Here is a 25046-nt window from a genome sequence, read left to right as displayed (position 1 = left end):
CTCAGTTCACAGCGGACGTCGCTTCGACATGACGCGGCAAGGTCACCCGGATACGGGTGCCGCGTTGGCTTTGAACATCAGCCGGGCTGTCGATGGTGATTTGTCCATAATGCTCTTCAACGATGGAATAGACCAGTGCAAGGCCCAGACCGGTGCCTTCGCCAGGATCCTTGGTGGTGAAGAAAGGTTCGAACAATCTATCCATGATGTTCTTCGGAATACCGCTGCCTTCGTCTTCCACGATCAAGTCGACCGTGTGTTCGCCGGCTTCGCTTTTGACTCGCACCGCACTGCCGGGAGGCGAGGCGTCGCGGGCGTTTGAGAGCAAGTTGATCAGTACTTGTGCAAGCCGCTGCGGGTCGCCTTCGACCCAGTGATCGGGATCGCACAGGTTGTAGAACTGCACTTCGAAATTACGTCGGTTCAGGGCCAGCAAACCGATGGCATCCTGGGCCACTTCCGCCAGACAGACGGGCTCGTCGCTGTGCTGATGACTGCCGGCGTGGGCAAAACTCATCAGCGACTGAACGATGCGCGACACGCGTTTGGTCTGCTCCAGGATCTGCCCGCTGATTTCCTTCAGTTCAATGTCTTCTTCGCGCTCTTCGCGCAGGTTCTGTGCAAGGCAGGCGATGCCGGTGATCGGGTTGCCGATTTCATGGGCCACACCGGCGGCGAGTCGACCGATGCTGGCCAGACGCTCGGAGTGCACCAGTTTGTCTTCGAGCATCTGGGTTTCGGTCAGGTCTTCCACCAGCAGCACCAGGCCGCTGTTGCCGGGCGCAAGCGGTTCATCGATCGCTGCTTTGTGCAGGTTCAGCCAGCGGGTCTGGCCGTCGAGCGCCAGATGCTGTTTGTGCAAATGTTCGTCCGGCAGATTGATGAAACCTTGCAGCAGCTCTTTCCAAGGATCGGCAATAGTACTGAGCCGCGAACCGACCACACGCTGCGCGGCAATCCCGGTCAGCTCCTCCATGGCTTTGTTCCACATGAGGATTTCCTGATCCTTGGCCAGCGAGCAGACGCCCATCGGCAATTCCTGCAGGGTCTGGCGGTGATAGCGGCGCAGGGCATCGAGTTCGGCGGCAAGCCCGGTCAGGCGCGAGTGGTAATCCTCGAGGCGACTTTCGATGAAGTGGATGTCTTCGGTGACGTAGTTTTCGCCGCCGGCCTTATAAGGCAGGAATGTCTCGACCATGTCCTGAGCCACACTCGGCCCCATCAGGCCGGAGAGGTTGGCTTCGATACGGTCGCGCAAGCGGCGCAAGGCGTAAGGCCGGCGCTCATCGAATGGCAGATAGAGGTCGCGCAGGGCCTGTTCGACTTCTTTCTGCGCCGCCTTGGCGCCCAAGGGTTTAGCAAGCTGTGTGGCGAACTCCTGGGGTGAGGCGGCGTGCAGTTCGCGGCGTTGCGGCCGGCGCACGTTGTCCACGGCGCAGGCTTCGGCGGCGCTGGCCTCTTCGCTGCTGGCGTTGGTGAACAGCGAAATCAGGGTGAACATCAGTACGTTGGCCGCCAGCGAGGCGATCGCCGCCATGTGCCAGCTGGTGTCGTCCAGCACGTAGATCATGTTCAGCAGCGGTATGTAGAAGCCTTGCAGATTGCCGACCAGCGGCAGCAGCATGGTCACCAGCCACACCAGAATCCCCGCGAGCAAGCCGGCGATGAAACCACGGCGGTTGGCGGTCGGCCAGTACAGCACCGACAGCACACCCGGCAGGAACTGCAGGGTGGCGACGAAGGCGACGATGCCCAGATTCGCCAGATCCTGTTCCGCGCCCAGCAGCAGGTAGAAACCGTAACCGGCCATGATGATCGCGACGATCAGCCCCCGGCGGGTCCATTTCAGCCAGCGGTAGATATTGCCTTCGGCTGGCGGCTGATAGAGCGGCAGTACTAAATGGTTCAGCGCCATCCCGGACAGGGCCAGGGTGGTGACAATGATCAAACCGCTGGCCGCCGATAATCCGCCGATATAGGCCAATAGCGCCAAAGCCTTGCTGTTGGCGGCGATGCCGATGCCGAGCGTGAAGTATTCCGGGTTGGTGGTGGCGCCGAGTTTCAGTCCGGCCCAGAGAATCAGCGGTACCGCCAAACTCATCAACAGCAGGAACAGCGGCAGGCCCCAACTTGCACTGACCAGTGAGCGCGGGTTGAGGTTTTCGGTAAACGTCATGTGGTACATGTGCGGCATCACAATCGCCGAAGCGAAGAACACCAGCAGCAGCGTGCGCCATGGGCCTTCCTGCAATGGCGTGTGCAAAGCGGCGAGGGCGGTCTGGTTTTGCAGCAGCCACAGTTCCAGTTGTTGCGGGCCATCGAACACGCCATACAGCGCATAGAGACCAACGCCGCCGATGGCGATCAGTTTGATCACCGACTCGAAAGCAATCGCGAACACCAGGCCTTCGTGTTTCTCGCGGGTGGCGATGTGGCGCGAGCCGAAGAAAATCGTGAACAGCGTAATCAGTGCGCAGAAGCTTAGGGCTACGCGATGTTGCACCGGCTCGCGGGTGAGGATGCCGATGGAGTCGGCCACCGCCTGAATCTGCAACGCCAGCAACGGCAGCACGCCGATCAGCATGAAGATCGTGGTCAGTGCGCCGGCCCAGGTGCTGCGGAAGCGGAAGGCGAACAGGTCAGCCAGGGACGACAGCTGATACGTGCGGGTGATTTTCAGGATCGGATACAAAAGCACCGGTGCCAGCAGGAATGCACCGGAAACCCCGAGGTAACTGGACAAGAAGCCGTAACCGTACTGATAGGCCAGGCCCACCGTGCCATAAAACGCCCACGCACTGGCGTAAACGCCCAGCGACAGGGTGTACGTCAGTGGGTGGCGAATGATCGCCCGGGGGATCATGCCCCGTTCGCTGACCCAGGCTACGCCGAACAGCACCGCCAGGTACGCGGCGCTGATCAGGATCATCTGGGTCAGGCTAAAGCTCATCGGCATCTTTTTGGCTCTGCAGGATGAAGGTCACGACGATCAGAATCAGCCAGAGCAGATAAGGGCGATACCAGGCGCCAGTGGCGTCGATCCACCAATCCATGATGGCCGGGGAGAACAGATAAATCCCCACTACCAGGAGCAGGACCAAGCGATAGATGTACATCCCGGCCTCTCTTTTTTATGCGCGTGCCCGAAAACGTGCGGCGATGGTAACGGATGGGCGCGCCACTGCAAGTGTGATCACTGTAGTTGCGCTTCGGGCAGGTTGAGTGTGCGCGGGATCAACACTGCATCCCAGTGGGCGATGCCCCAGTTCAACACTTCCCGTGGGGTGGCGTAAGCCAGTTCGGCACCGGGGTTCTGCCCCAATGCGCGCAACGCACGCAGCAACAAGGGGGTTGCCTGATCTTCGGTCAGCGGCGGCGAACGATAGGACTTACCGAGCTTGTTGCCATCGGGCTGGGTGATCAGCGGGATATGCAGATAGCGCGGTTGCGGCAGGCCGAGCAGTTCTTGCAGGTAGAGTTGGCGCGGCGTGGAGTCGAGCAGGTCGGCGCCACGGACAATATCGGTAATGCCTTGCCAGGCATCGTCCAGCACCACCGCCAATTGATAGGCGTAGAGCCCGTCGCGGCGACGGATCACGAAATCGCCGACTTCCCGGCCCAGGTGTTGGCGGTATTCGCCTTGCACCCGGTCGATGAAGTGGTATTCCAGTTCGGGGACACGCAGGCGGATCGCGGCATTTTTAGTGTCATGACCGGCGTTGCGGCACAGCCCCGGATAAATCCCGTGATAGGGCGCAAGTGTTTTGCGTGAACAGGTGCAAGCGTAGGCCAGACCGTGATTGAACAGGCGATTGAGGACTTCGGCGTAGGCATCGTGCCGGTCGCTCTGTCGGACCATTTCGCCATCCCACTCGAAACCGTAGCTTTCCAGGGCTTTAAGGATCGCCGCTTGAGCGCCGGGTTCTTCCCGTGGCGGATCGAGATCTTCCATGCGCATCAGCCAGCGGCCACCCACCGAGCGCGCGTCGAGATACGAGGCCAGCGCTGCGACCAGCGAACCGAAATGCAGATGTCCACTGGGCGTGGGGGCGAAGCGCCCGATGTAGGTGGGGGAGGTCATAAAGGCGATCTATGTTGTCCGGTCGTACGCAAATCACTTGTGGGAGCGAGCCTTTGTGGCGAGGGGATAAATCCCCTCGCCACAAAGGCTCGCTCCCACAGGTTTCGTGTCGAGGCGAATATCAGAAACAAAAACGGAGCGTTCGCACGCTCCGTTTTTCGTTCAAGTCGAGATTACTTGCCGACTTGCTTTTCCTTGATTTCCGCCAGGGTCTTGCAGTCAACGCACATATCGGCGGTAGGGCGGGCTTCCAGTCGCTTGACGCCAATTTCGACGCCGCAGGACTCGCACCAGCCATATTCTTCGTCTTCGATCAGTTGCAGCGTCTTGTCGATCTTTTTGATCAACTTGCGCTCGCGGTCGCGGGCACGCAGCTCGAGGCTGAATTCTTCTTCCTGGCTGGCACGGTCTGCCGGGTCCGGGAAGTTGGCCGCTTCGTCTTTCATGTGATCAACCGTACGGTCGACTTCCTGCATCAAGTCCTGTTTCCACTTATTCAGGATCTTGGTGAAGTGAGCGCGCATGGGCTTGCCCATGTATTCCTCGCCCTTTACTTCTTTGTAGGGTTCGAAGCCGCTGATCGTCTGGTTTTGCTGCTTTGCTTGGGTGGACATGAAATAGACCGCCTCTACTCTTGTAATCCATTGCGCAGGATTGCTCCATCACCGACACCTGCCGGCCCTGCGGCTGCAAGCGGGCGAACTTACCAGATCAAATCGGACCGCGCTACTCCCGGATGTCGAGGTAGTGGCCCGCGGTGCTTGCAAATGATTGCAAAGCCTTGTCTGGTGGCGCTGGAGACCTGATCAATTATTGATTTTAGTCAAACCTGGGACACACGCTTGAGTCGTTTGAGACCAGCGTTATAACGGTCTGACCGCTTTAGGTTCTCGCTCGTTCCTGCGCTTGGGTAGAATTGGTTTTTTTCCCCGTTGAAGGAAGGCTAATGGCTCAGTCCTACAGTGCCCGCAGTCGCGCGATCGAACCTTTCCATGTCATGGCGCTGCTGGCGCGGGCCAATGAACTGCAAGCCGCTGGTCACGACGTGATCCACCTGGAAATCGGCGAACCCGACTTCACCACCGCCGAGCCGATCATTCAGGCCGGCCAGGCCGCATTGACGGCGGGGAAGACCCGTTACACCGCCGCACGTGGCATTCCCGAGTTGCGTGAGGCCATTTCCGGCTTTTATCAGCGACGTTACGGTTTGAACATCGATCCGCAGCGAATCCTCATCACGCCTGGCGGTTCCGGTGCGCTGCTGCTGGCCAGCGCCTTGTTAGTGGACCCAGGTAAGCACTGGCTACTGGCGGACCCGGGATATCCGTGCAACCGGCACTTTTTGCGGCTGGTGGAAGGCGCGGCGCAGCTTGTTCCTGTAGGTCCGGACGTACGCTATCAACTGACACCGGACCTGATTGCACGCCATTGGGACCACGACAGCGTCGGCGCCCTGGTGGCGTCGCCAGCCAACCCGACCGGGACGATCCTGACCCGCGATGAGCTGGCGGGCCTGTCTGCCGCGATCAAGGAGCGTCACGGTCATCTGGTGGTGGACGAGATCTATCACGGTCTGACTTACGGCACTGATGCGGCGAGCGTGCTGGAAGTCGATGACAGCGCCTTTGTGCTGAATAGTTTCTCAAAGTATTTCGGGATGACCGGTTGGCGCCTCGGTTGGCTGGTGGCACCGGAGGCGGCGGTCGGTGAGCTGGAAAAACTCGCCCAGAACCTCTATATCAGCGCCCCGAGCATGGCACAGCACGCCGCTTTAGCGTGCTTCGAACCGGCCACGATCAGCATTCTGGAAGAAAGACGCGCCGAATTCGGCCGTCGTCGGGATTTCCTGCTGCCAGCCCTGCGAGAGTTGGGCTTTGGTATCGCCGTTGAGCCTGAAGGCGCGTTCTACTTGTATGCCGATATCAGCAAGTTCGGCGGCGATGCCTTCGCGTTCTGCCGACATTTCCTCGAAACCGAACACGTGGCGATTACTCCGGGTCTGGACTTCGGTCGTTATCAGGCCGGCCATCATGTGCGGTTTGCCTACACCCAAAGTCTTCCGCGCCTACAGGAAGCGGTCGATCGGATTGCGCGCGGCTTGAAGAGCTGGCAAGGCTGATGCGTTTTCATCCTCCCCTCGAAGAAGGCCGTTTGATTCGTCGTTACAAGCGTTTTCTCGCCGATATCGAAACCGTTAGCGGCGAGTTGCTGACCATTCACTGCCCGAATACCGGCTCGATGCTCAATTGCCAGGTCGAAGGCGGGCAGGTCTGGTTCAGCCGTTCCAACGACCCCAAGCGCAAGTTGCCCGGTACCTGGGAAATCGGCGAAACGCCGCAGGGGCGCTTGTTTTGTGTGAATACCGGACGGGCCAACGGCTTGATCGAAGAGGCACTGCGAGCCGGTGTCATCACCGAACTGAACGGTTTTACCGAACTGAAACGTGAAGTGGCCTACGGTCAGGAGAGCAGTCGCATCGACTTCCGCCTCGATTACCCGAGCGGGCCGGCTTATGTGGAAGTCAAAAGCGTTACTTTGGGCTTCGATGGTTCTTCGGTGGCAGCGTTTCCCGATGCGGTGACCCAGCGCGGGGCCAAGCATTTGCGCGAATTGGTCCATTTGGCCCGGGACGGAATTCGTGCGGTGCAGTTGTATTGCGTCAATCTCACCGGCATCGACGCCGTGCGTCCTGCAGAAGAAATCGATTCGGCCTACGCCGCAGCCTTGCGTGAGGCGGTATCGTGCGGGGTCGAGGTGCTGGCCTATGGCGTGCGTTTGACCCACGAAGAAATGGTGGTCGATCGGCGTCTGGATGTGTTGCTGAACGGCTAAAGACTGACCCAGATCCCTTGCTCGTCTTCGCGGCAGGCGACGGTGGTCAGGGACTGACCAGCGCAAGGGCCGGCGACGCATTCGCCGTCTTCGATCAGAAACAGTGCGCCGTGGGTCGCGCACTGGATCAGGCTGTTGCTGCGGTCGAGAAACTGGTCGGGCTTCCATTCCAGTCCCACGCCACGGTGCGGGCAGCGATTGATGTAGACGTAAACCTGGCCGCCACGGCGCACGGCAAAGAGCTTCTGGCCGTCGATGTCGAAACCGCGACTGCTGGCATCGGCCAGCTCAACGCCTGCACAAAGAAACTTCATGTCTATCCTCAAGTCCTGCGGCTCGTGACTGGATATGTCCGAGCTTGACGTTCAAATGCAAACAATTATCAAATGGCCGCCTTGCCCTTCGGTTCAGATGCCAGGCGCCAAGGATACGTGGCCTGTCATTTCAATGCCCGGGAAAACCCTAAAGGAAGCTGTTTATGCGCCTGAGTACCCGCGTTGCTGCGCTCTGTGTCGGACTCCTCGTCAGCCACCACGCCGCAGCGGCCGAGTTGCCACAACGTTGGGTCAGTGCCGGTGGAGCTTTATCGGAATGGATCAGCGCGCTGGGCGGTGAATCGAAACTGGTGGGTGTCGACACCACCAGCCAGCACCCGGAATCGCTCAAGGCATTGCCGAGTATCGGGTATCAGCGGCAATTGTCGGCGGAGGGCATCTTGAGCTTACGCCCACAGATATTGGTCGGCACCGAGGAAATGGGGCCGCCACCGGTACTTTCGCAGGTTCGCAGTGCGGGCGTGCAGGTCGAACTGTTCTCGGCCCAGCCGGATCTGCCGACGTTGCAGGGTAATTTGCAGCATTTGGGCAAGTTACTCGGCGCTGAAGATAAGGCCTCACAATTGTTTCAGGCATATCAACAGCAACTCGATCAGCAAAAAATCCGGGTCACTCGGGCGCAGTTGAAAGAAAAATCGCCGGGCGTGCTGTTGTTGCTTGGCCATGCGGGCGGCAAACCGCTCATCGCCGGCAAGGACACCGCCGCCGATTGGTTGCTGCAACAGGCCGGTGGGCACAATCTGGCCACGCATACCGGCTACAAACCCTTTTCTGTCGAATCCCTGGTCAGTCTGGATCCTGAGGTGCTGGTGTTTGCCGATCGTGCGCTGAGCGGCGATGCGGCCCGTGCGGCCTTGTTCAAGGAGAACCCGATCCTGTCCTCGACCCGCGCGGCCAAGGACGGGCGAGTCATTGAGCTTGATCCGACCTTGTTGGTGGGGGGCTTGGGGCCGCGGCTACCCGATGCGTTGAAAAAACTGTCTGACGCCTTTTCCCCCGGTTCGGCCGGCCAATGACCATCCTGGTTAAACCCCGTGCTTTATTCATTGGTCTGATCCTGCTGTGTGTGTTGGCCATCTGGCTTTCATTGGCGCTTGGGCCCGTGAGCTTGCCGTTATTCGACACCTTGCGCGCAGCCCTGCGGCTGGTGGGTGTACCGATCGCGCCCGACGGGCTGGAGCAGGCCGAGCTGATCCTCGGGCAGATTCGCTTGCCGCGAACCTTGTTGGGTTTGGCCGTGGGGGGTGTATTGGCACTGTCCGGCGTGGCGATGCAGGGGTTGTTTCGTAATCCTCTGGCCGATCCGGGGCTGGTCGGCGTCTCCAGCGGTGCAGCATTGGGCGCGGCAATTGCGATCGTCGGTGGTTCTGTGTTCGGCGGTCTGCCTGAATCCTTCGGGCCGTATCTGTTATCGCTGTGCGCGTTTCTCGGCGGGCTCGGCGTGACGGCGTTGGTGTATCGACTGGGCCGGCGCAGTGGGCAGACCAATGTCGCGACCATGCTGTTGGCCGGTATTGCGTTGACTGCGCTGGCCGGCTCCGCCGTGGGGTTATTCACCTATCTGGCGGATGACGCGACGCTGCGCACCCTGACGTTTTGGAACCTGGGCAGCCTCAATGGCGCCAGCTATTCGCGGCTCTGGCCGTTACTGCTGATCAGTGCCGGCGTGGCGCTGTGGCTGCCGCGCCGGGCCAAAGCCTTGAATGCGTTGTTGCTGGGTGAGTCGGAGGCCGGTCACCTGGGCATCGACGTCGAAGGGCTCAAGCGTGAATTGGTGTTCTGCACGGCGTTGGGTGTCGGTGCAGCGGTGGCCGCAGCGGGGATGATCGGGTTTGTTGGTCTGGTGGTGCCGCACCTGGTGCGACTGCTGGCCGGGCCGGATCATCGTGTGCTATTGCCAGCGTCAGTATTGGCGGGTGCCAGTCTTTTGTTGTTTGCCGATCTGGTGGCGCGACTGGCCCTGGCACCGGCCGAATTGCCGATCGGGATCGTCACGGCTTTTATCGGGGCGCCGTTCTTTCTGTATTTATTGCTCAGAGGGCGTGCCTGATGTTGCGAACGCAGAATCTGCAAATCCGTCGCGGCCGAAAGATTGTCCTGACGGACATCACACTTGAGCTCAAACCGGGCGAAGTCCTCGGTGTGCTGGGGCCGAACGGCGCCGGCAAAAGCACCTTGCTCGGCGCCTTGTGCGGCGAGTTGCAGGCTCATCATGGCAGCGTCTGGCTCGACGAGCGCGAGTTGAGCGATTGGACGGGGACGTCGCGAGCGCAGCGTTTGGCGGTATTGCCGCAGGTGTCGACCCTGGACTTCGCCTTTCGTGTCGAAGAAGTGGTCGGCATGGGCCGCTTACCCCATCAAAGCGGTCGGGTCCGCGATGACGAGATTGTTGCCGCCGCGTTGCAGGCTGCCGATGCCGGGCATTTGAGTGGTCGCAGCTATCTGGCCTTGTCCGGTGGCGAACGTCAGCGGGTGCATCTGGCGCGGGTTCTGGCGCAGCTCTGGCCAGGCGAAGCGGGGCAAACGTTGTTGCTCGATGAGCCAACGTCGATGCTCGACCCGCTTCATCAGCACACCACATTGCAAGCCGTACGCGAGTTCGCCAATCGTGGCGCGGCTGTGCTGGTGATCCTGCATGATCTGAACCTGGCAGCGCGCTATTGTGATCGCCTGTTACTGCTCGAAGGCGGGCGCCCTGTGGCGCTCGATACACCGGAGCAGGTGTTGCGCCCGGAACCACTGAAGGCCGTGTTCGGGCTGGAAGTGCTGGTGCAGCAGCACCCGGAGCGTGGGCATCCGCTGATCATCGCCCGCTGAGCTTTTTATAGGGGTGAACACATGCGTGGGTTTTTGATGCTGGCCTTGCTGTTGCTGAGTGCCTGTCAGCATGTTTCGACTCCGCCACCGGTTGTCGGCGAGATTCGGGACTTGCGCAGCGGTCAAACCCTCACGGTAGAGGAATTGGTTAAACGGTTGGAAAAGCCTTCGAGACTGATCGTGGGCGAGCAACATGACAATCGCGATCACCATGAACTGCAGCTGTGGTTATTGCAGTCGCTGGGTGAGCGGCGACCTCAAGGCAGTCTGCTGCTGGAAATGCTTACGCCGGATCAACAGCTGCGCGTCGATGACGTTCGTCACGCTTCGACACCACCGGCGGATTTGCCCGGTGCATTGGCCTGGCAGTCTGGCTGGGACTGGGATCTGTATGGGCCGATCGTTCGCTTCGCGCTTTCCCAGCCATACCCGCTGCTGGCAGCCAATCTGGACATGTCTGAAGTCCGTGCCGTTTACGCCAACCCTACGACATTGAGCGGTTCGCGTTCCAACGCAGCTTCAGTGAAGGGCGAGTTGCTGAAGCAAGTCAGCGACTCCCACTGCGGTTTGCTGCCCGAATCGCAGATGCCGGCGATGCTGGCGGTCCAGCAGCAACGTGACCGACGGATGGCCGAGCGCTTGCTGGCTGCGCCTTCGCCTTCACTGCTGTTTGCCGGCGCTTACCATGCGCGCAAGGATGTCGGCGTGCCGATTCATGTACTTGATCTGGGAGAACCTCAGGCGCCTGTGGTGCTGATGCTGGCGGAGCAGGGCAGCGAGGTTACACCGGCCATGGCTGATTACGTCTGGTACACGCCTGCCACGCCGCCCCAGGATTACTGTGCGCAAATGCGTAAGCAATTTGGCAAGTGATCGAACGACTTTTCTCCAGGCAAAAAAAGACCCGGCAAGAGCCGGGTCAAATAACCGTGATTAGCCTGATGAGGAGATATCTGAGAGTCCGAACCAAGGGCTTTTCAAATATCGACCAGTCTCGCGACCAGTTGTGATAATCATAGCGATTCTCATTACCAAGTCAACCGCTGATTCCTCAATTATTTGAAATACGCTGCCCGTTCGCTGGAAACGCCCGTAATCATTGGGTTTCAGCCTGTGCGGTTGAGCGAGCTCATCAGAATGATCTGCTTGTTCAGCAAGTCGATATGTCGGGCCATGCTCGCAATCAGGCTATGGGCGATCTTCGGATTGCTTTGGGTCAGGCTGAGAAACTGGTCCTTGGGGATCAGCATGACAGTGCTGGGCTCGCTGGTGATCACGCTGGCGTTACGCTTCTCGCCAGTGAACACCGCCATGGCGCCAAAAATCTCGTCCTTGGGTATATCGCCGACTTTGTGCCCGTCGACAAAGGCTTCGGCGTGGCCATCAATGATGACGAACACCTGATCCGGTTCATCGCCCTGACGGATCAACACTTCGCCACTGGCTACGCGCTGAAATCCATTGGTGTTTCGAAACTCGGGTTGTTTCAGGCGGGCGAGTGCGTCGGACAGCAGGGCGGACTGACCGGCCATGTATTGAAGAAACAACTCCGACCGCTCCGGGTCGGCATAGATATGCTGAAAAACCTCGGATCGCAGATAAGGCGTCAGTGCTAACGGGCTATCGCTGCGAAAGCGGCAGCGGGGCAGTTCCGTACCCTGGCGCAAGCCAATCAGATCTCCCTCGTGCAGATAGAACAATGCCCGCTCGTCGATGCACCCATGCAGCAGGCCATTTTTCAACACAAACAGTTGATTGCCGGGTAACAGGGCTGCCAGATCATCGACAGCTGAAAACTCCAGGCTCGGTCCGCACGGCATCAAACCTTCCAGCAGCCGGACGGGAATATGTTGCAGTCGGTTGATCAGCGCGTCGGCGTAAGCCGGTTGTTCCCCAAGTAGGTACATGGCTGCTGCGTCCGTTCAGTTCTTGTGACGTGACGAGATAGCTTCCAGCTGTTTGTTCAAGGCATCCTTGCGCTCGGCGGGAATGTCATTCCAGTGCACATCCATCAGGGCACCTTCGATGGCATACAACAACACTTTGGACGCCCGAAACCCGCGCGTGCGCACGGCCCGATAAGCATCCACCGCCCCCAGTCGACGCAAGTCCGAGGCGCTGTGGATGCCCACGGCATGCAGCCACTGCGCCGACGTCTTGCCAAGATTCTTCAGGTGCTGCAGTTCATCATTCATCAAGCCTCCTTGCGACGGCCGAACGGTGCGTGGGCGAGCTTCTCAGGAGTGTAGCCATCAGTAGGAAAAGCGTGATTGTTTGGTCGGTTTCGACGCAAAAGCTTCTAAGAGGCGGACGCCAGGCGCTGAAGGGATGTCTGCGAACGCAGGAGAAGTGGGCAGCGCGGATAACGGTGGGAGCGGGCTTGCTCGCGAAGACGTAGTGTCAGTCGACATAAATGTTGAATGTTAAATCGCTTTCGCGAGCAAGCCCGCTCCCACAGGGGCTGCGTCGTGTCAGGGAGGCAATGCGGGTGTTAGCGGGTGCGATAACGCAGGCGCGTACCGAAATTCATCGACATCAGGATCTCGTCGGCACTCAGCTCTGGCGGGAAGTAGGCGCCGGAGATCTGTGCATGAGCAAGACTCGCACCTTCCAGGGAGGCGTTGCGAAAGTCGATGCCGCGCAAGTCGGCGGAGCGGAAGTAGGCATCGGTAAAGTCGACGCCGTCGGCGTTCAGTTCACGCAGGTCCAGCCCCCGGAAATCGCCACCGACCATGTCGATAGGTCTGTCTTTTGGGCGCTCGTTGTTGAAGCCAGTGATGTCGTCTTTGTGCAGAAAGGCATAAAGCGGGGTGTCGAGAAGTTTCGGCTGGCTCATGTCAGATCACCTGTTGGTTTTATGACGCCAGTATAGTGCCACTATTTGGCAGCCGTGAAGCCGACGAAGGCTTCACGGCTGAAATAGTTTCTTACAGACCCGGCAGGCGCTGGCGAATCTGTGCAACGACCGTGTCGAGGGTTCCGCTTTCATTGGTTTGAACGCGTTTGCTGCAGAGAATCTCTGCTGGCGTCAGAGCCTCGCGAGTGGCTTGTTGGGCTTCGATAACCGCCAGGTTGGCGTCGGACGGGTCCTTTTTGTCTGCCTGACGCAGGGCCAGCCAGCTCTCGATCACCGCTTGCGGCGCATTGCAATCGAGGATCAGGAATGGCGCGCCGGTGGCTTCGGCGATTTTTGCTGCGCCGTCTCGCTGGTCACGCTTGAGGTACGTCGCATCGATCACCACCGGGAAACCAGCACGCAGGATTACCGCGGCAATTTCATGCAGGCGGGTGTAAGTGGCGGCACTGGCGTCGGCGCTATAGATGCCGGCCTGAGGGTCGTTTGGCACGGTTTGCTCGCCGAACAGACGTTTGCGCTCTACATCGGAACGCAGGCGAATGGCGCCCAATGCTTCCACCAGACGCATGGCCACGTGGCTCTTGCCGACGGCAGAAACACCGTGGGTGATGGCCATGAAGCGCGAAGGAATGGTGCTGTAGCTTTCCGCCAGGTTGGCGTAGTTGCGGTACTGACGCAGGGTGGTGGCTCGCTGCACCGGGTCGGCCTCGGCCGGCATGCTGAACAGGCTGACCTTGGCGCGAACCAGTGCGCGGTAGGCTTTATAGAAGTTCAGCAACTCAAGACCCTGGTAATCGCCGGTCAATTCCAGGTATTGGCTGATGAAGCGGCGCGCCAGACTCTTCAGGCCACGGTCTTCCAGGTCCATCGCCAGGAAGCCGGTGTCGGCGTAAACGTCGGTGAAGCGGAACGGTTCGTTGAACTCGATGCAGTCGAAGATCACGACCTTGCCGTCGATCACGGTGGCGTTGCCCAGGTGGATGTCACCGTGGCATTCGCGGATGAAACCTTCGGCCTTGCGCTGGGCGAACAGTGGCTTGAGGCGTTCGAAGCAGCTTTCGGCCCAGGCTTGCAGCGCATCCAGTTGCAGCAGATCGGCCTTGTCGCTGAGGAACGGGCGGATCTGTTCGAAGTTCTGGCGTACCGGTGCCATCACGCTGTCCGGCGTGCCGGCTTCGTGTTCGGCAGGCACTTTCGGTGCGCTGAGGTGAAATTGGGCGATCTGCGCGGCCATCTCGTCGATGTGCGCAGTGGTCAATTCGCCATTGGCTTGCAGGGTGCTGAGTAACCCGCTTTGTGGGAATTGACGCATCTTCAGTACGTAATCGACAACCGGACCATCGCCGCCCAATTGTGGCGCTTCGGCGCTGCCGGTGATCGGCAGCACTTCGAGGTACAAATCGTTGGTCAGGCGCTGGTTAAGACGCAGCTCTTCCCCGCAAAAATGCTTGCGAGCGTCGAGGCTGGTGAAATCCAGGAAGCCGAAATTCACTGGCTTCTTCACTTTATAAGCAAAGGGGCCGGTGAGGATTACCCAGGAGATATGGGTTTCGATGACCTGGAACCCGTCTACGGGATGCGGGTAGAGGGCCGGGTTTTGCAGGGCGGCGATCAGGGACTGGCTCACAGGCGATCCTTCAGAGTCTGGGGAAAATTCACGGCCGTCATTATGGCCGCAAGTCCGTCTGACGCAAACCTCGGAGGGCTCCTGTTGAGTATGAATAAAGTGCGTATAATCCGCCGCCATGACTCGTACTCGATCCCCCCGTACCCCAAAAAAACCACCTTCCAAGGGCCTGCGCCCCTGGCTGGGCTGGGCCCTTAAACTCAGTCTGGTCGGCCTTGTGGTGCTGGCCGGGTTCGCGGTTTACCTCGACGCGATCGTCCAGGAGAAGTTCTCCGGCAAGCGCTGGACCATTCCGGCCAAGGTGTACGCGCGCCCGCTGGAGCTGTTTACCGGCCAGAAGTTGAGCAAGGAAGACTTCCTCACCGAGCTCGACGCCTTGGGCTACCGACGCGAAGCCGTGAGCAATGGCCCCGGCGCGGCGGCGGTCAGTGGCAACACCGTCGACTTGAATACCCGTGGCTTCCAGTTCTATGAAGGCCTGGAGAAACCCCAGCCTGTGCGTGTGCGGTTCTCCGGCGACTACGTGGCCGAACTTTCGGCGACCAACGGTTCGAAGCTTTCTGTGGTGCGCCTTGAGCCGCTGCTGATCGGCGGGATTTACCCGAAAAACCTCGAAGATCGCATTCTGATCAAGATCGATCAGGTCCCGCCCTATCTGCTGGAAACCCTGGTCGCTGTGGAAGATCGGGATTTCTATAGCCATTGGGGCGTGTCGCCCAAGTCGATTGCCCGCGCCGTCTACGTCAACACCTCTGGCGGCAAGATGACCCAGGGCGGCAGTACGCTGACACAACAGTTGGTCAAGAACTTCTACCTGACCAGCGAACGCAGCCTGACCCGTAAACTCACCGAAGCCATGATGGCGATGTTGCTTGAGCTGCATTACGACAAACGAGAGATTCTTGAGGCTTACCTCAATGAAGTGTTCGTCGGTCAGGATGGCCAGCGCGCAGTGCATGGCTTCGGCTTGGCAAGCCAGTTTTTCTTCGGGCAACCGTTGTCCGAACTGAAACTGCATCAAGTCGCAATGCTGGTGGGCATGGTCAAGGGGCCGTCCTATTACAACCCGCGTCGCAACCCTGAGCGGGCGCTTGAACGGCGCAATCTCGTGCTCGATGTACTTGAGCAACAAGGTGTTGCCACCGCCGAGCAGGTCGCTGGCGCGAAGAAAATGCCACTGGGTGTGACGACTCGCGGCAAGCTGGCGGACAGCTCGTTTCCGGGCTTCCTGGATCTGGTCAAGCGTCAGCTGCGCGAAGACTATCGCGACGAAGACTTGACCGAAGAAGGTCTGCGGATCTTCACCAGTTTCGACCCGATCCTGCAGATGAAAGCTGAAGCGTCGGTCAACGACACCTTCAAGAGACTCTCCGGGCGCAAGGGTTCCGATGAGGTTGAAGCGGCCATGGTCGTGACCAATCCGGAAACCGGCGAAGTCCAGGCCATGATCGGCAGTCGTCAGGCGAGTTTTGCCGGCTTCAACCGTGCGCTGGATGCTGTACGACCGATCGGTTCTTTGATCAAACCGGCGGTTTATCTGACAGCCCTTGAGAAGCCGAGCCAGTACACATTGACCAGTTGGCTGTCGGACGATTCCTTCTCGGTCAAAGGCGCGGACGGTCAAGTCTGGAAACCGCAGAACTACGATCGCCGTTCCCACGGCACCGTATTCCTGTATCAGGGCCTGGCGCATTCCTACAACCTGTCGACCGCGCGTCTCGGGTTGGCGGTGGGCGTGCCGAATGTCCTGAAGACCCTGGCGCGTCTCGGTGTGAGTCGCGAATTTCCGGCATTCCCGTCGATGTTGCTGGGCGCTGGCGGTCTGACCCCGATCGAAGTGGCGACTATGTACCAGACCCTGGCCAACGGCGGTTTCAATACGCCGATGCGCGGGATCCGTAGCGTATTGACCGCTGAAGGCGAACCGCTCAAGCGTTATCCGTTCCAGATTCAGCAGCGTTTCGATCCGGCCTCCATTTACCTGATCCAGAGCGCCATGCAGCGGGTCATGCGTGAAGGTACCGGTAGTTCGGTTTACAACGTGTTGCCGAAAACCCTGACCCTGGCCGGCAAGACCGGCACCAGTAACGATTCGCGGGACAGCTGGTTCGCCGGTTTCAGTCAGGACCTGCTGGCAGTGGTCTGGCTGGGTCGCGATGACAACGGCAAGACACCGTTCACCGGTGCCACTGGTGCGCTGCAGGTCTGGACCAGTTTCATGCGCAAGGCCGATCCGTTGCCGCTGGACATGCCGCAGCCAGACAACATTGTTCAGGCCTGGGTCGATTCGCGTACCGGACAAGGCTCTGATGCCAACTGCCCAGGCGCGGTGCAGATGCCGTATATTCGCGGCAGCGAACCGCCTCCCGGTGCCGCTTGCGGTGGCGAAAGCCCTGTTTCCGGCGAAACGGTGATGGATTGGGTCAAGGGCTGGATGAATTAAGCAAAGAGGGTTTCAAGTGAACAAGTGGTTGATTCCAGCGGTTACCGCCGTGGCTTTGCTCAGCGGTTGCTCCTCCGTACAACGCGGTTCGATTCCGGTTGTGGATTCCGGTAGCGCCGTTTCGAACAGTGAACGGGTTTCGGCGAATGGCGGTTTCCGTCAGACGACGACTAAACGTCCTGCGCAAGCCCAGACTCAGGCGATTCCACAAGGTGATACCGGCGTCGTCGTGATGGTGCCAGGTGGCGGGGCAACGACGTCGGCACCGATCAGCACTGCGCCGATCACGCCAGGCCCGATTACCCCGGGGCCGATCGATACCGCGCCGGTCCAGTCGGCACCGGTCAATCAGGGCAGCTACAGCATGCCGTCGACGCCGAGCGGGATTCCTTCGGCGAGCTCCGGTGGCTTGTCTGCCGACGAGCAATTGGACGGTCCGGTTCTGGCCTTGCTGACTACCGCTCAGCAGCAACAGGCGAGCGGTGATCTCAATGGTGCTTCCTCCAGCCTCGAGCGCGCCCAGCGTGTTGCGCCGCGTGAGCCGCAAGTGCTTTATCGTCTGGGTCAGGTGCGTATGGCTCAAGGCGATGCGCCACAAGCCGAGCAGTTTGCTCGTCGTGGCCTGACCTTCGCCAACGGTCGTCCGGCACTTCAGGCCAGTCTGTGGGGATTGATCGCTCAGGCGCGTGAGAAACAGGGCGATTCTGCTGGCGCATCATTGGCCCGTCAGAAGGCCAAGGTTTCGCTGTGATGGATGCACGCTTTCCGAAGATTGCCGAACAGTTGCTATTGATCGAGCGCGAGCTGCGGGTTCAGGGTTGGTGGGACGAGGTCTCGCCCTCCGCCGAAGCGCTTTCCAGTGTCGAACCATTCTCGGTCGATACGCTGGATTTCGAACAGTGGCTGCAATGGATCTTCCTTCCGCGGATGAAGGTGATCCTCGAGCAGGATCTGCCCTTGCCAAACGCTTCGGGAATTCAGGAGATGGCCGAAATGGTCTTCGCTGCCCGTAATGTTCAGGGCAAGGACCGGCAGTTGAAGGCGCTGCTCAAAGAGTTTGATCTGCTGATCACCGCATCCCGCTGAATCCGATCCGTTGTAGGAGCTGTCGAGTGAACCGAGGCTGCGATCTTTTGACTTTGCTTTTAAAAAGATCGCAGCCTCGGTTCACTCGACAGCTCCTACAGGTGTCTACTGGCAATTATCCGCAATCTGTTTCTGTGCTTCGCTAATGCGCTCCTGACGTTGCTGGTCGGTCAGGCGGCGCATCTCACCTTCGACATCCTCCCGTATTCGCGGATTGTTCTGCAGTTGAGCCAGGTTCGTCCGCGCCTGTTCGCAGAATGCCTTTAGCTGGGCTTGCTGCTCGGTGACCTGCTTTTTAACTTTATTGTCGATGGCCTGTTGATCGCCAATGGCACCGCTGCGTGGCGGCGGGGGCTGGTTGCTGGCAGGCGAGGAGGGCGTGACCACGGTAGTGGCTTCCCGGCCTTGGGGTGGCTGGGCGTCGAAGTGGGTGACGCCCTGGGCGTCGACCCATTTGTAGATCTGAGCGGCCATGCACAAAGGGCTGATGCCAATCAGCAGGCTGGCGGTCAGGAAAAACGTTCGCATGCCATTTCCTTGTATTGGGTTGCGCAATTGAAGCTAACACAGTTGCTGTTTAGCGGTTTTTTCTTGCTTTCTCATGTGCTTAGTTCAATAAAGCACATAGACGACTTGACTTGGAGAGGACGAAACAGAAGAATCCAAAGTCCGCTGTAGAGGGACTGCCAGAAGCAGGCCCGCTCAGCAGATCATGAGGCGCACATCCGCGCCGACCTGTTACACCCGCAACGCGTTACCTCGCGCTGGGTGGGAAAGGCCCGCAACACTTGGGACGATCCCAATACTTGCTCAGTCAGTGCTGACGTAGTCGGCGACCACCGTCGCTCATGCTCTGCTGAGAAGTAAACCTATTAAGACCCGTCCCCTTTTATGTGGGCGGTATTCTGGCGTTTTAGAGGTGAACAACGTGGAGCTTTTATCTGGCGGTGAGATGCTCGTCCGCTTTTTGCGTGACGAAGGCGTCAAATATATCTACGGGTACCCGGGTGGTGCTCTTCTTCATGTTTACGATGCCCTGTTCAAAGAACCGGAAGTGACCCACATCCTGGTTCGTCACGAACAGGCTGCGACCCATATGGCTGACGGCTATGCCCGTGCCACCGGTAAAGCCGGTGTGGTACTGGTGACCTCCGGCCCGGGGGCAACCAACGCCATTACCGGTATTGCCACGGCCTACATGGACTCCATTCCGATGGTGGTCATTTCCGGCCAGGTGCCTAGCACCATGGTGGGCACCGATGCGTTCCAGGAAACCGACATGATCGGTATCTCCCGGCCGATCGTGAAGCACAGCTTCATGATCAAGCACGCGTCGGAAATCCCGGAAGTCATGAAGAAAGCGTTCTACCTCGCGCAATCCGGTCGTCCTGGTCCGGTCGTTGTCGATATCCCGAAAGACATGACCAACCCGGCCGAGAAGTTTGAATACATCTTCCCGAAAAAAGCCAAGCTGCGTTCCTACAGCCCGGCCGTTCGCGGTCACTCCGGGCAAATCCGCAAGGCGGCAGAAATGCTCCTGGCGGCCAAGCGTCCTGTGATGTACGCAGGCGGCGGCGTGATTCTCGGTGGTGGCTCCGCGCCGCTGACCGAGCTGGCGAAGATGCTCAACCTGCCAGTGACCAATACCCTGATGGGTCTGGGTGCCTACCCTGGCACCGACCGTCAGTTCATCGGCATGCTCGGCATGCACGGCAGCTACACCGCTAACCTGGCGATGCACCATGCCGACGTGATCCTTGCAGTCGGCGCTCGTTTCGACGACCGCGTGATCAACGGCCCGGCCAAGTTCTGCCCGAATGCCAAGATCATTCACATCGACATCGACCCGGCTTCGATTTCCAAAACCATCAAGGCAGACGTTCCTATCGTCGGTCCGGTGGAGAGTGTCCTGACCGAAATGGTCGCGATCCTCAAGGAGATCGGCGAGACCCCTAACAAGGAGTCCGTTGCCAGTTGGTGGAAGCAAGTTGACGAGTGGCGTGGCGACCGCGGCCTGTTCCCTTACGACAAGGGCGACGGCAGCGTCATCAAGCCGCAGACCGTGATCGAAACCCTGTGCGAAGTCACCAAGGGCGATGCCTTTGTGGCCTCCGACGTGGGCCAGCACCAAATGTTTGCGGCGCAGTACTACACGTTCAACAAGCCGAACCGCTGGATCAACTCGGGTGGCCTGGGCACCATGGGCTTCGGTTTTCCGGCGGCCATGGGCATCAAGCTGAGCTTCCCGGATGACGACGTCGTCTGCGTGACGGGCGAGGGCAGCATCCAGATGAACATTCAGGAACTGTCGACCTGCCTGCAATACGGTTTGCCGGTAAAAATCGTCATCCTGAATAACGGCGTGCTGGGTATGGTTCGCCAGTGGCAGGACATGAGTTACGGCAGCCGTCACTCGCACTCCTACATGGAGTCGCTGCCTGATTTCGTCAAGTTGGCGGAGGCCTATGGTCACGTCGGCGTGCGCATCACCGAATCGAAAGATTTGAAGTCGAAGATGGAAGAAGCGTTCGCCATGAAGGATCGTCTGGTGATCATCGATGTTTCGGTCGACACCAGCGAGCACGTCTACCCGATGCAGATCAAAGACGGCTCCATGCGCGATATGTGGCTGAGCAAGACGGAGCGTACTTAATCATGCGGCATATTATTTCCTTGCTTCTGGAAAACGAACCGGGCGCTCTGTCTCGTGTAGTCGGCCTGTTCTCGCAGCGCAACTACAACATCGAAAGCCTGACCGTGGCACCTACCGAAGACCCGACCCTGTCGCGTCTGACGCTGACCACGGTTGGTCACGATGAAGTTATCGAGCAGATCACTAAAAACCTGAACAAGCTGATCGAAGTGGTCAAGCTGGTCGACCTGTCGGAGAGTGCTCACATCGAGCGCGAACTGATGCTGGTCAAGGTCAAGGCCACCGGCGCCCAGCGTGCCGAGATCAAACGTACTACCGATATTTATCGTGGGCAGATCGTTGACGTCAGCGCTAGCGTGTATACCGTTCAATTGACCGGTACCAGCGATAAGCTCGACAGCTTCATTCAGTCCATTGGCACCGCCTCGATTCTGGAGACCGTCCGCAGCGGCGTAACCGGTATTGCCCGCGGCGACAAAGTACTCAGCATCTAAACCAAATTAGCGAATGGCCTGAACGGCCTGGATATATAGGGGAATTTCATGAAAGTTTATTACGAAAAAGACTGCGACCTGTCGATCATCCAGGGCAAGAAAGTTGCCATCATCGGTTACGGTTCCCAGGGCCACGCTCAAGCGTGCAACCTGAAAGACTCCGGCGTTGACGTTACTGTTGGTCTGCGTAAAGGTTCGGCCACTGTTGCCAAAGCCGAAGCTCATGGCCTGAAAGTGACCGACGTTGCTTCCGCTGTAGCGGCTGCCGACCTGGTCATGATCCTGACCCCGGACGAGTTCCAGTCCGCTCTGTACAAGAACGAAATCGAGCCGAACATCAAGAAAGGCGCCACCCTGGCCTTCTCCCACGGCTTCGCGATCCACTACAACCAGGTTGTTCCGCGCGCTGACCTCGACGTGATCATGATCGCGCCGAAAGCTCCGGGCCACACCGTGCGTTCCGAGTTCGTCAAAGGCGGCGGTATCCCTGACCTGATCGCTATCTATCAGGATGCTTCCGGCAACGCCAAAAACGTTGCATTGTCCTACGCTGCTGGCGTTGGTGGCGGTCGTACCGGCATCATCGAAACCACCTTCAAGGACGAGACTGAAACCGACCTGTTCGGCGAACAAGCCGTTCTGTGCGGCGGTACCGTTGAGCTGGTTAAAGCCGGTTTCGAAACCCTGGTTGAAGCTGGCTACGCGCCGGAAATGGCCTACTTCGAATGCCTGCACGAACTGAAGCTGATCGTTGACCTCATGTACGAAGGCGGTATCGCCAACATGAACTACTCGATCTCCAATAACGCTGAATACGGCGAGTACGTGACTGGTCCGGAAGTGATCAACGCCGAATCCCGTCAGGCCATGCGCAACGCCCTGAAACGTATTCAGGACGGCGAATACGCCAAGATGTTTATCAGCGAAGGCGCTACCGGCTATCCTTCGATGACCGCCAAGCGTCGTAACAACGCCGCTCACGGAATCGAAATCATCGGCGAGCAACTGCGCTCCATGATGCCGTGGATCGGTGCCAACAAGATCGTCGACAAAGCTAAAAACTAAGTCGCGCACTTGTACGAAAAACGCGGCCTAGGCCGCGTTTTTTCGTTTGGGTAGCTGGTTCTGGTATAAAGCTGCATCGTTTGCGGCCGAACCGTCGTCCCAGACACCTGTCCAAACTTTCCACCCCGTTGCAAGGTAATGTCCATGAGCGAACGTCCCGAAGAGCCAAACCAGGCTTCTGACGCCGAAAGCCTGCTGCCCATCGATGAACACATCGAGGAAGGGCATGACGCTGAAGGTCGTAAAGTCCGGCATCGTGGTATCTATCTTCTGCCGAATCTGTTTACCACTGCGAATCTGTTCGCAGGGTTTTATTCCATCATCAACTCGATGAGCGCCCAGAGCGCCTTGAGTGCCGGTGATTCGATTGGTGCGAGCAAGTATTTTGCTTTTGCAGCGATCGCGATTTTTGTCGCGATGGTGCTCGACGGCCTCGATGGTCGCGTTGCCCGTATGACCAATACCCAGAGCGCCTTCGGTGCCGAGTACGACTCGCTGTCCGACATGGTCGCCTTTGGTGTTGCGCCAGCATTGTTGGCATTCGGTTGGGCCTTGGGCGACATGGGTAAGGTCGGCTGGATGGTTGCCTTCATTTATGTAGCCGGTGCAGCGTTGCGTCTGGCGCGTTTCAATACCCAGGTCGGCACTGCGGACAAGCGCTACTTCATTGGTCTGGCCAGTCCGGCTGCTGCTGGTGTGGTTGCAGGCATTGTCTGGGCGTTCAGTGATTACGGCATTCAGGGCTCGAAGATGTCCTTCCTGGTTGCGCTGATGGTCGCTGCCGCCGGAATGCTGATGGTCAGCAACATCAAGTACAACAGCTTCAAGGAGCTGGATTTGAAGGGGCGTGTACCTTTCGTGGCCATCCTCGCGGTGGTGTTGGTGTTTGCCGTAGTGTTCAGTGATCCGCCGCGCATCCTGCTGCTGGTTTTCCTCGCTTATGCAGCCTCTGGCCCGGTTCAATATCTGTTACGTCTTCGTCGGCACAAAAACGCTTAGATTCCCTCATACTCCGCAGTCTATTGGTGCATCTGTTCTCCAATGCTGCGGAGTTGCCATGCTGATCAAAATTCCCAGAGCGTCTGACTGTCTTGAGTCGGATGTCACGCCAGAATCCCTCTATCTATCTCGTCGCAATGTTCTCGGTGCCGCCGTTGCCGGTTTGGCTGTTAGCGGCTTGCCGCGTTGGGTCAGTGCTGCCGATGCTGCGCGTTATGCGGATGTCGAGCCTGGCAAGGCGCCTTCCTGGTTTGCCGAAAAACTGCCTGCTACCAAATGGGGGGCGGTCAACGTCAAGGATGAGGCGATCACGCCATTCAAGGACGCGACCCATTACAACAACTTCTATGAGTTCGGCACCGATAAAGGTGATCCTGCCGCCAACGCCGGCGCGCTGAAAACCGAACCTTGGAGTGTGGTGGTGGACGGGGAGGTGGGCAAGCCGGGACGGTATGCACTGGAAGACTTCATGAAGCCTTATCAGTTGGAGGAGCGTATTTACCGTCTTCGCTGTGTAGAGGCTTGGTCGATGGTCATTCCATGGATCGGATTCCCCATCTCGGCCTTGCTCAAGGAAGTTGAGCCGACGTCCAATGCCAAATTCATTCGCTTCGAAACCCTGGAAGATCCCAAGAGCATGCCCGGGCAACGTTCCGGTTTTGCCTTGATTGACTGGCCTTATGTGGAAGGGCTGCGCCTGGATGAGGCGATGAACCCGTTGGCGATTCTTGCCGTGGGTATGTACGGGCGGGAGTTGCCGAATCAGAACGGCGCGCCTCTGCGTTTGGTGGTCCCGTGGAAGTACGGCTTCAAGAGCATCAAATCCATCGTGCGGATCAGTCTGGTTAGTGAGCAGCCGAAAACCACCTGGCAGAGCATTGCCTCGGATGAGTATGGTTTTTATGCGAACGTAAATCCTGCGGTCGACCATCCGCGTTGGACTCAGGCGCGTGAGCGGCGTTTGCCGAGTGGGCTGTTCAAGCCCAATGTGCGGGATACGCAGATGTTCAATGGCTACTCGGATGAAGTCGCCTCTCTATATACAGGGCTCGATTTGCGGAAGAACTACTGATGCGATTTCCGTTTTGGCGAATTGGCGTCTTTATAGCTACTGCGGTCTGGCCGCTGCTTTGGTTGTATCAGGCCTGGGAGGATGTGCTGGGGCCTGATCCGGGCAAGGTGCTGGTTGACCGGTTGGGGCTGGGGACGCTTGTCCTGCTGCTCATTACGTTAAGCATGACACCTGTGCAGAAGCTTACCGGTTGGGCGGGGTGGGTTGCTGTCCGGCGGCAACTGGGGTTGTGGTGCTTCGCTTATGTGGTTTTGCATTTGAGTGGGTATACGGCGTTCATCCTCGGCTTTGATTGGTCGCAGTTGGGTGTCGAGTTGCGCAAACGGCCGTACATTATTGTCGGGGCGCTTGGGTTTCTGTGTTTATTGGCCTTGGCGGTAACCTCAAATCGCTATAGTCAGCGGCGTTTGGGTTCTAGCTGGAAGAAATTACATCGTCTTGCCTATGTGGTTCTCGGGCTTGGATTGCTGCATATGTTGTGGATCGTGCGCGCTGATCTTAAGGAGTGGGCGGTTTACGCCTCTATAGGCACATTGCTATTAGTATTGCGACTACCCCCTGTAACCCGCCGAATTCCACGATTAATAGCCAAAAAGACACCTTCTGCACGAAAAGCGTAATTAAGGGTTGACGGCAGATTCTGGAAGTCTATAATTCGCCCCACTTCCGGCGCAGTCGAAACGGA

General features: G+C 58.6%; 25 protein-coding genes. 15 read left to right on the top strand and 10 right to left on the bottom strand.

From position 1 onward, the window contains the following. Window position 1: 1 nt before the first annotated feature. From ACA059_RS27095 to dksA, 4 genes are all read right to left on the bottom strand, one after another. A complete protein-coding gene (locus tag ACA059_RS27095; RefSeq protein ID WP_497631618.1) occupies window positions 2-2956 on the bottom strand; it encodes a sensor histidine kinase in 2955 nt (984 codons plus the stop codon). After that, window positions 2940-3116 (bottom strand): hypothetical protein, encoded by a 177-nt coding sequence (locus ACA059_RS27090; protein WP_003176118.1) that lies wholly within the window; start codon window positions 3114-3116, stop codon window positions 2940-2942. Before ACA059_RS27090 ends, ACA059_RS27095 begins: the two co-directional genes overlap by 17 nt. Before the next feature lie 77 nt (window positions 3117-3193). Then, window positions 3194-4081, bottom strand: coding sequence for a tRNA glutamyl-Q(34) synthetase GluQRS (gene gluQRS, locus ACA059_RS27085; RefSeq protein WP_497631617.1), 888 nt, complete (start codon window positions 4079-4081; stop codon window positions 3194-3196). A 173-nt stretch (window positions 4082-4254) separates the two neighbouring features. Then, on the bottom strand, window positions 4255-4695 hold the full coding sequence (gene dksA / locus ACA059_RS27080) for an RNA polymerase-binding protein DksA (protein WP_201185610.1): 441 nt from the start codon (window positions 4693-4695) through the stop codon (window positions 4255-4257). A gap of 332 nt (window positions 4696-5027) precedes the next feature. On the opposite strand from dksA, the gene ACA059_RS27075 reads away from it, so the two are divergent. Both ACA059_RS27075 and sfsA read left to right on the top strand, forming a co-directional pair. Continuing rightward, window positions 5028-6200, top strand: a complete 1173-nt coding sequence (locus ACA059_RS27075) for a pyridoxal phosphate-dependent aminotransferase (RefSeq protein WP_497631616.1) — start codon at window positions 5028-5030, stop codon at window positions 6198-6200. Beyond that, window positions 6200-6913, top strand: a complete 714-nt coding sequence (sfsA, locus tag ACA059_RS27070) for a DNA/RNA nuclease SfsA (protein ID WP_497631615.1) — start codon at window positions 6200-6202, stop codon at window positions 6911-6913. Before ACA059_RS27075 ends, sfsA begins: the two co-directional genes overlap by 1 nt. On the opposite strand, the gene ACA059_RS27065 is transcribed toward sfsA, so the two are convergent. Further along, entirely contained in the window at window positions 6910-7227 is a 318-nt protein-coding gene (locus ACA059_RS27065; RefSeq protein WP_497631614.1) for a Rieske (2Fe-2S) protein, read from the bottom strand. The two genes, sfsA and ACA059_RS27065, sit on opposite strands and share 4 nt — an antisense overlap. Window positions 7228-7391: 164 nt before the next feature. Here ACA059_RS27065 and ACA059_RS27060 point away from each other — a divergent pair, with 164 nt between their 5' ends. Genes ACA059_RS27060 through ACA059_RS27045 form a run of 4 tightly spaced genes read left to right on the top strand, consistent with a single transcriptional unit; the run spans window position 7392 to window position 10938 of the window. Then, the gene (locus ACA059_RS27060) at window positions 7392-8264 is read left to right on the top strand and encodes a heme/hemin ABC transporter substrate-binding protein (RefSeq protein WP_497631613.1); all 873 of its coding nucleotides are present in this window, start codon (window positions 7392-7394) and stop codon (window positions 8262-8264) included. Window positions 8265-8314: 50 nt separating this feature from the next. Further along, window positions 8315-9298 (top strand): FecCD family ABC transporter permease, encoded by a 984-nt coding sequence (locus tag ACA059_RS27055; RefSeq protein WP_497634739.1) that lies wholly within the window; start codon window positions 8315-8317, stop codon window positions 9296-9298. Further along, window positions 9298-10065 carry a heme ABC transporter ATP-binding protein gene (locus ACA059_RS27050; RefSeq protein ID WP_497631612.1) on the top strand — a complete coding sequence of 256 codons (768 nt, stop codon included), beginning with the start codon at window positions 9298-9300 and terminating at the stop codon, window positions 10063-10065. Before ACA059_RS27055 ends, ACA059_RS27050 begins: the two co-directional genes overlap by 1 nt. A gap of 21 nt (window positions 10066-10086) precedes the next feature. Beyond that, a complete protein-coding gene (locus tag ACA059_RS27045) occupies window positions 10087-10938 on the top strand; it encodes a ChaN family lipoprotein (RefSeq protein WP_497631611.1) in 852 nt (283 codons plus the stop codon). Window positions 10939-11171: 233 nt separating this feature from the next. Here ACA059_RS27045 and ACA059_RS27040 read toward each other — a convergent pair whose 3' ends face one another. The 4 genes from ACA059_RS27040 to ACA059_RS27025 form a co-directional block, all read right to left on the bottom strand. After that, window positions 11172-11972, bottom strand: a complete 801-nt coding sequence (locus ACA059_RS27040) for a Crp/Fnr family transcriptional regulator (protein ID WP_497631610.1) — start codon at window positions 11970-11972, stop codon at window positions 11172-11174. A 15-nt stretch (window positions 11973-11987) separates the two neighbouring features. After that, window positions 11988-12260: a TfoX/Sxy family protein gene (locus ACA059_RS27035; RefSeq protein ID WP_003228231.1), complete on the bottom strand. Its 273-nt coding sequence runs from the start codon at window positions 12258-12260 to the stop codon at window positions 11988-11990. Window positions 12261-12556: 296 nt separating this feature from the next. Beyond that, the gene (locus ACA059_RS27030; protein WP_497631609.1) at window positions 12557-12901 is read right to left on the bottom strand and encodes a pentapeptide repeat-containing protein; all 345 of its coding nucleotides are present in this window, start codon (window positions 12899-12901) and stop codon (window positions 12557-12559) included. 91 nt (window positions 12902-12992) lie between these two features. Beyond that, window positions 12993-14549, bottom strand: a complete 1557-nt coding sequence (locus ACA059_RS27025) for a bifunctional aminoglycoside phosphotransferase/ATP-binding protein (protein WP_497631608.1) — start codon at window positions 14547-14549, stop codon at window positions 12993-12995. 118 nt (window positions 14550-14667) lie between these two features. Between ACA059_RS27025 and mrcB the strand changes: the two genes are divergently transcribed. From mrcB to ACA059_RS27010, 3 genes are read left to right on the top strand one after another with little or no spacing between them, the layout of a single operon-like run. Beyond that, on the top strand, window positions 14668-16992 hold the full coding sequence (gene mrcB / locus ACA059_RS27020; RefSeq protein WP_497631607.1) for a penicillin-binding protein 1B: 2325 nt from the start codon (window positions 14668-14670) through the stop codon (window positions 16990-16992). 16 nt (window positions 16993-17008) lie between these two features. Next, the gene (locus ACA059_RS27015; protein WP_497631606.1) at window positions 17009-17743 is read left to right on the top strand and encodes a tetratricopeptide repeat protein; all 735 of its coding nucleotides are present in this window, start codon (window positions 17009-17011) and stop codon (window positions 17741-17743) included. Continuing rightward, window positions 17743-18078 carry a YqcC family protein gene (locus ACA059_RS27010; protein WP_497631605.1) on the top strand — a complete coding sequence of 112 codons (336 nt, stop codon included), beginning with the start codon at window positions 17743-17745 and terminating at the stop codon, window positions 18076-18078. Before ACA059_RS27015 ends, ACA059_RS27010 begins: the two co-directional genes overlap by 1 nt. Before the next feature lie 105 nt (window positions 18079-18183). On the opposite strand, the gene ACA059_RS27005 is transcribed toward ACA059_RS27010, so the two are convergent. Continuing rightward, the gene (locus ACA059_RS27005; protein ID WP_497631604.1) at window positions 18184-18606 is read right to left on the bottom strand and encodes a DUF4124 domain-containing protein; all 423 of its coding nucleotides are present in this window, start codon (window positions 18604-18606) and stop codon (window positions 18184-18186) included. Window positions 18607-19006: 400 nt separating this feature from the next. On the opposite strand from ACA059_RS27005, the gene ACA059_RS27000 reads away from it, so the two are divergent. The 6 genes from ACA059_RS27000 to msrQ all read left to right on the top strand — a co-directional run bounded on the left by ACA059_RS27000 (window position 19007) and on the right by msrQ (window position 24981). Then, entirely contained in the window at window positions 19007-20731 is a 1725-nt protein-coding gene (locus ACA059_RS27000) for an acetolactate synthase 3 large subunit (protein ID WP_497631603.1), read from the top strand. Window positions 20732-20733: 2 nt separating this feature from the next. Beyond that, window positions 20734-21225, top strand: a complete 492-nt coding sequence (gene ilvN / locus ACA059_RS26995) for an acetolactate synthase small subunit (protein ID WP_003176102.1) — start codon at window positions 20734-20736, stop codon at window positions 21223-21225. Between the two features lie 48 nt (window positions 21226-21273). After that, window positions 21274-22290, top strand: a complete 1017-nt coding sequence (gene ilvC / locus ACA059_RS26990) for a ketol-acid reductoisomerase (protein ID WP_007948647.1) — start codon at window positions 21274-21276, stop codon at window positions 22288-22290. Between the two features lie 144 nt (window positions 22291-22434). Next, a complete protein-coding gene (gene pssA / locus ACA059_RS26985) occupies window positions 22435-23289 on the top strand; it encodes a CDP-diacylglycerol--serine O-phosphatidyltransferase (protein ID WP_008156794.1) in 855 nt (284 codons plus the stop codon). Window positions 23290-23347: 58 nt separating this feature from the next. Continuing rightward, the gene (gene msrP, locus ACA059_RS26980) at window positions 23348-24361 is read left to right on the top strand and encodes a protein-methionine-sulfoxide reductase catalytic subunit MsrP (RefSeq protein WP_497631602.1); all 1014 of its coding nucleotides are present in this window, start codon (window positions 23348-23350) and stop codon (window positions 24359-24361) included. After that, entirely contained in the window at window positions 24361-24981 is a 621-nt protein-coding gene (msrQ, locus tag ACA059_RS26975) for a protein-methionine-sulfoxide reductase heme-binding subunit MsrQ (RefSeq protein WP_497631601.1), read from the top strand. The genes msrP and msrQ overlap by 1 nt, the downstream gene beginning before the upstream one ends. The last annotated feature ends 65 nt before the right edge of the window (window positions 24982-25046 follow it).

Source organism: Pseudomonas sp. LBUM1647, from assembly GCF_059716175.1.
Note: the sequence above shows the minus strand (reverse complement) of the source record. Positions and strands in the feature narration are given on the sequence as shown.

Bases quoted from the DNA above. Each gene is read 5' to 3' on its own strand.
- ACA059_RS27095 (WP_497631618.1), bottom strand. From the start codon at position 2,956: ATGCCGATGAGCTTTAGCCTGACCCAGATGATCCTGATCAGCGCCGCG.
- ACA059_RS27090 (WP_003176118.1), bottom strand. From the start codon at position 3,116: ATGTACATCTATCGCTTGGTCCTGCTCCTGGTAGTGGGGATTTATCTG.
- gluQRS (WP_497631617.1), bottom strand. From the start codon at position 4,081: ATGACCTCCCCCACCTACATCGGGCGCTTCGCCCCCACGCCCAGTGGA.
- dksA (WP_201185610.1), bottom strand. From the start codon at position 4,695: ATGTCCACCCAAGCAAAGCAGCAAAACCAGACGATCAGCGGCTTCGAA.
- ACA059_RS27075 (WP_497631616.1), top strand. From the start codon at position 5,028: ATGGCTCAGTCCTACAGTGCCCGCAGTCGCGCGATCGAACCTTTCCAT.
- sfsA (WP_497631615.1), top strand. From the start codon at position 6,200: ATGCGTTTTCATCCTCCCCTCGAAGAAGGCCGTTTGATTCGTCGTTAC.
- ACA059_RS27065 (WP_497631614.1), bottom strand. From the start codon at position 7,227: ATGAAGTTTCTTTGTGCAGGCGTTGAGCTGGCCGATGCCAGCAGTCGC.
- ACA059_RS27060 (WP_497631613.1), top strand. From the start codon at position 7,392: ATGCGCCTGAGTACCCGCGTTGCTGCGCTCTGTGTCGGACTCCTCGTC.
- ACA059_RS27050 (WP_497631612.1), top strand. From the start codon at position 9,298: ATGTTGCGAACGCAGAATCTGCAAATCCGTCGCGGCCGAAAGATTGTC.
- ACA059_RS27045 (WP_497631611.1), top strand. From the start codon at position 10,087: ATGCGTGGGTTTTTGATGCTGGCCTTGCTGTTGCTGAGTGCCTGTCAG.
- ACA059_RS27040 (WP_497631610.1), bottom strand. From the start codon at position 11,972: ATGTACCTACTTGGGGAACAACCGGCTTACGCCGACGCGCTGATCAAC.
- ACA059_RS27035 (WP_003228231.1), bottom strand. From the start codon at position 12,260: ATGAATGATGAACTGCAGCACCTGAAGAATCTTGGCAAGACGTCGGCG.
- ACA059_RS27030 (WP_497631609.1), bottom strand. From the start codon at position 12,901: ATGAGCCAGCCGAAACTTCTCGACACCCCGCTTTATGCCTTTCTGCAC.
- mrcB (WP_497631607.1), top strand. From the start codon at position 14,668: ATGACTCGTACTCGATCCCCCCGTACCCCAAAAAAACCACCTTCCAAG.
- ACA059_RS27010 (WP_497631605.1), top strand. From the start codon at position 17,743: ATGGATGCACGCTTTCCGAAGATTGCCGAACAGTTGCTATTGATCGAG.
- ACA059_RS27005 (WP_497631604.1), bottom strand. From the start codon at position 18,606: ATGCGAACGTTTTTCCTGACCGCCAGCCTGCTGATTGGCATCAGCCCT.
- ilvN (WP_003176102.1), top strand. From the start codon at position 20,734: ATGCGGCATATTATTTCCTTGCTTCTGGAAAACGAACCGGGCGCTCTG.
- ilvC (WP_007948647.1), top strand. From the start codon at position 21,274: ATGAAAGTTTATTACGAAAAAGACTGCGACCTGTCGATCATCCAGGGC.
- pssA (WP_008156794.1), top strand. From the start codon at position 22,435: ATGAGCGAACGTCCCGAAGAGCCAAACCAGGCTTCTGACGCCGAAAGC.
- msrP (WP_497631602.1), top strand. From the start codon at position 23,348: ATGCTGATCAAAATTCCCAGAGCGTCTGACTGTCTTGAGTCGGATGTC.
- msrQ (WP_497631601.1), top strand. From the start codon at position 24,361: ATGCGATTTCCGTTTTGGCGAATTGGCGTCTTTATAGCTACTGCGGTC.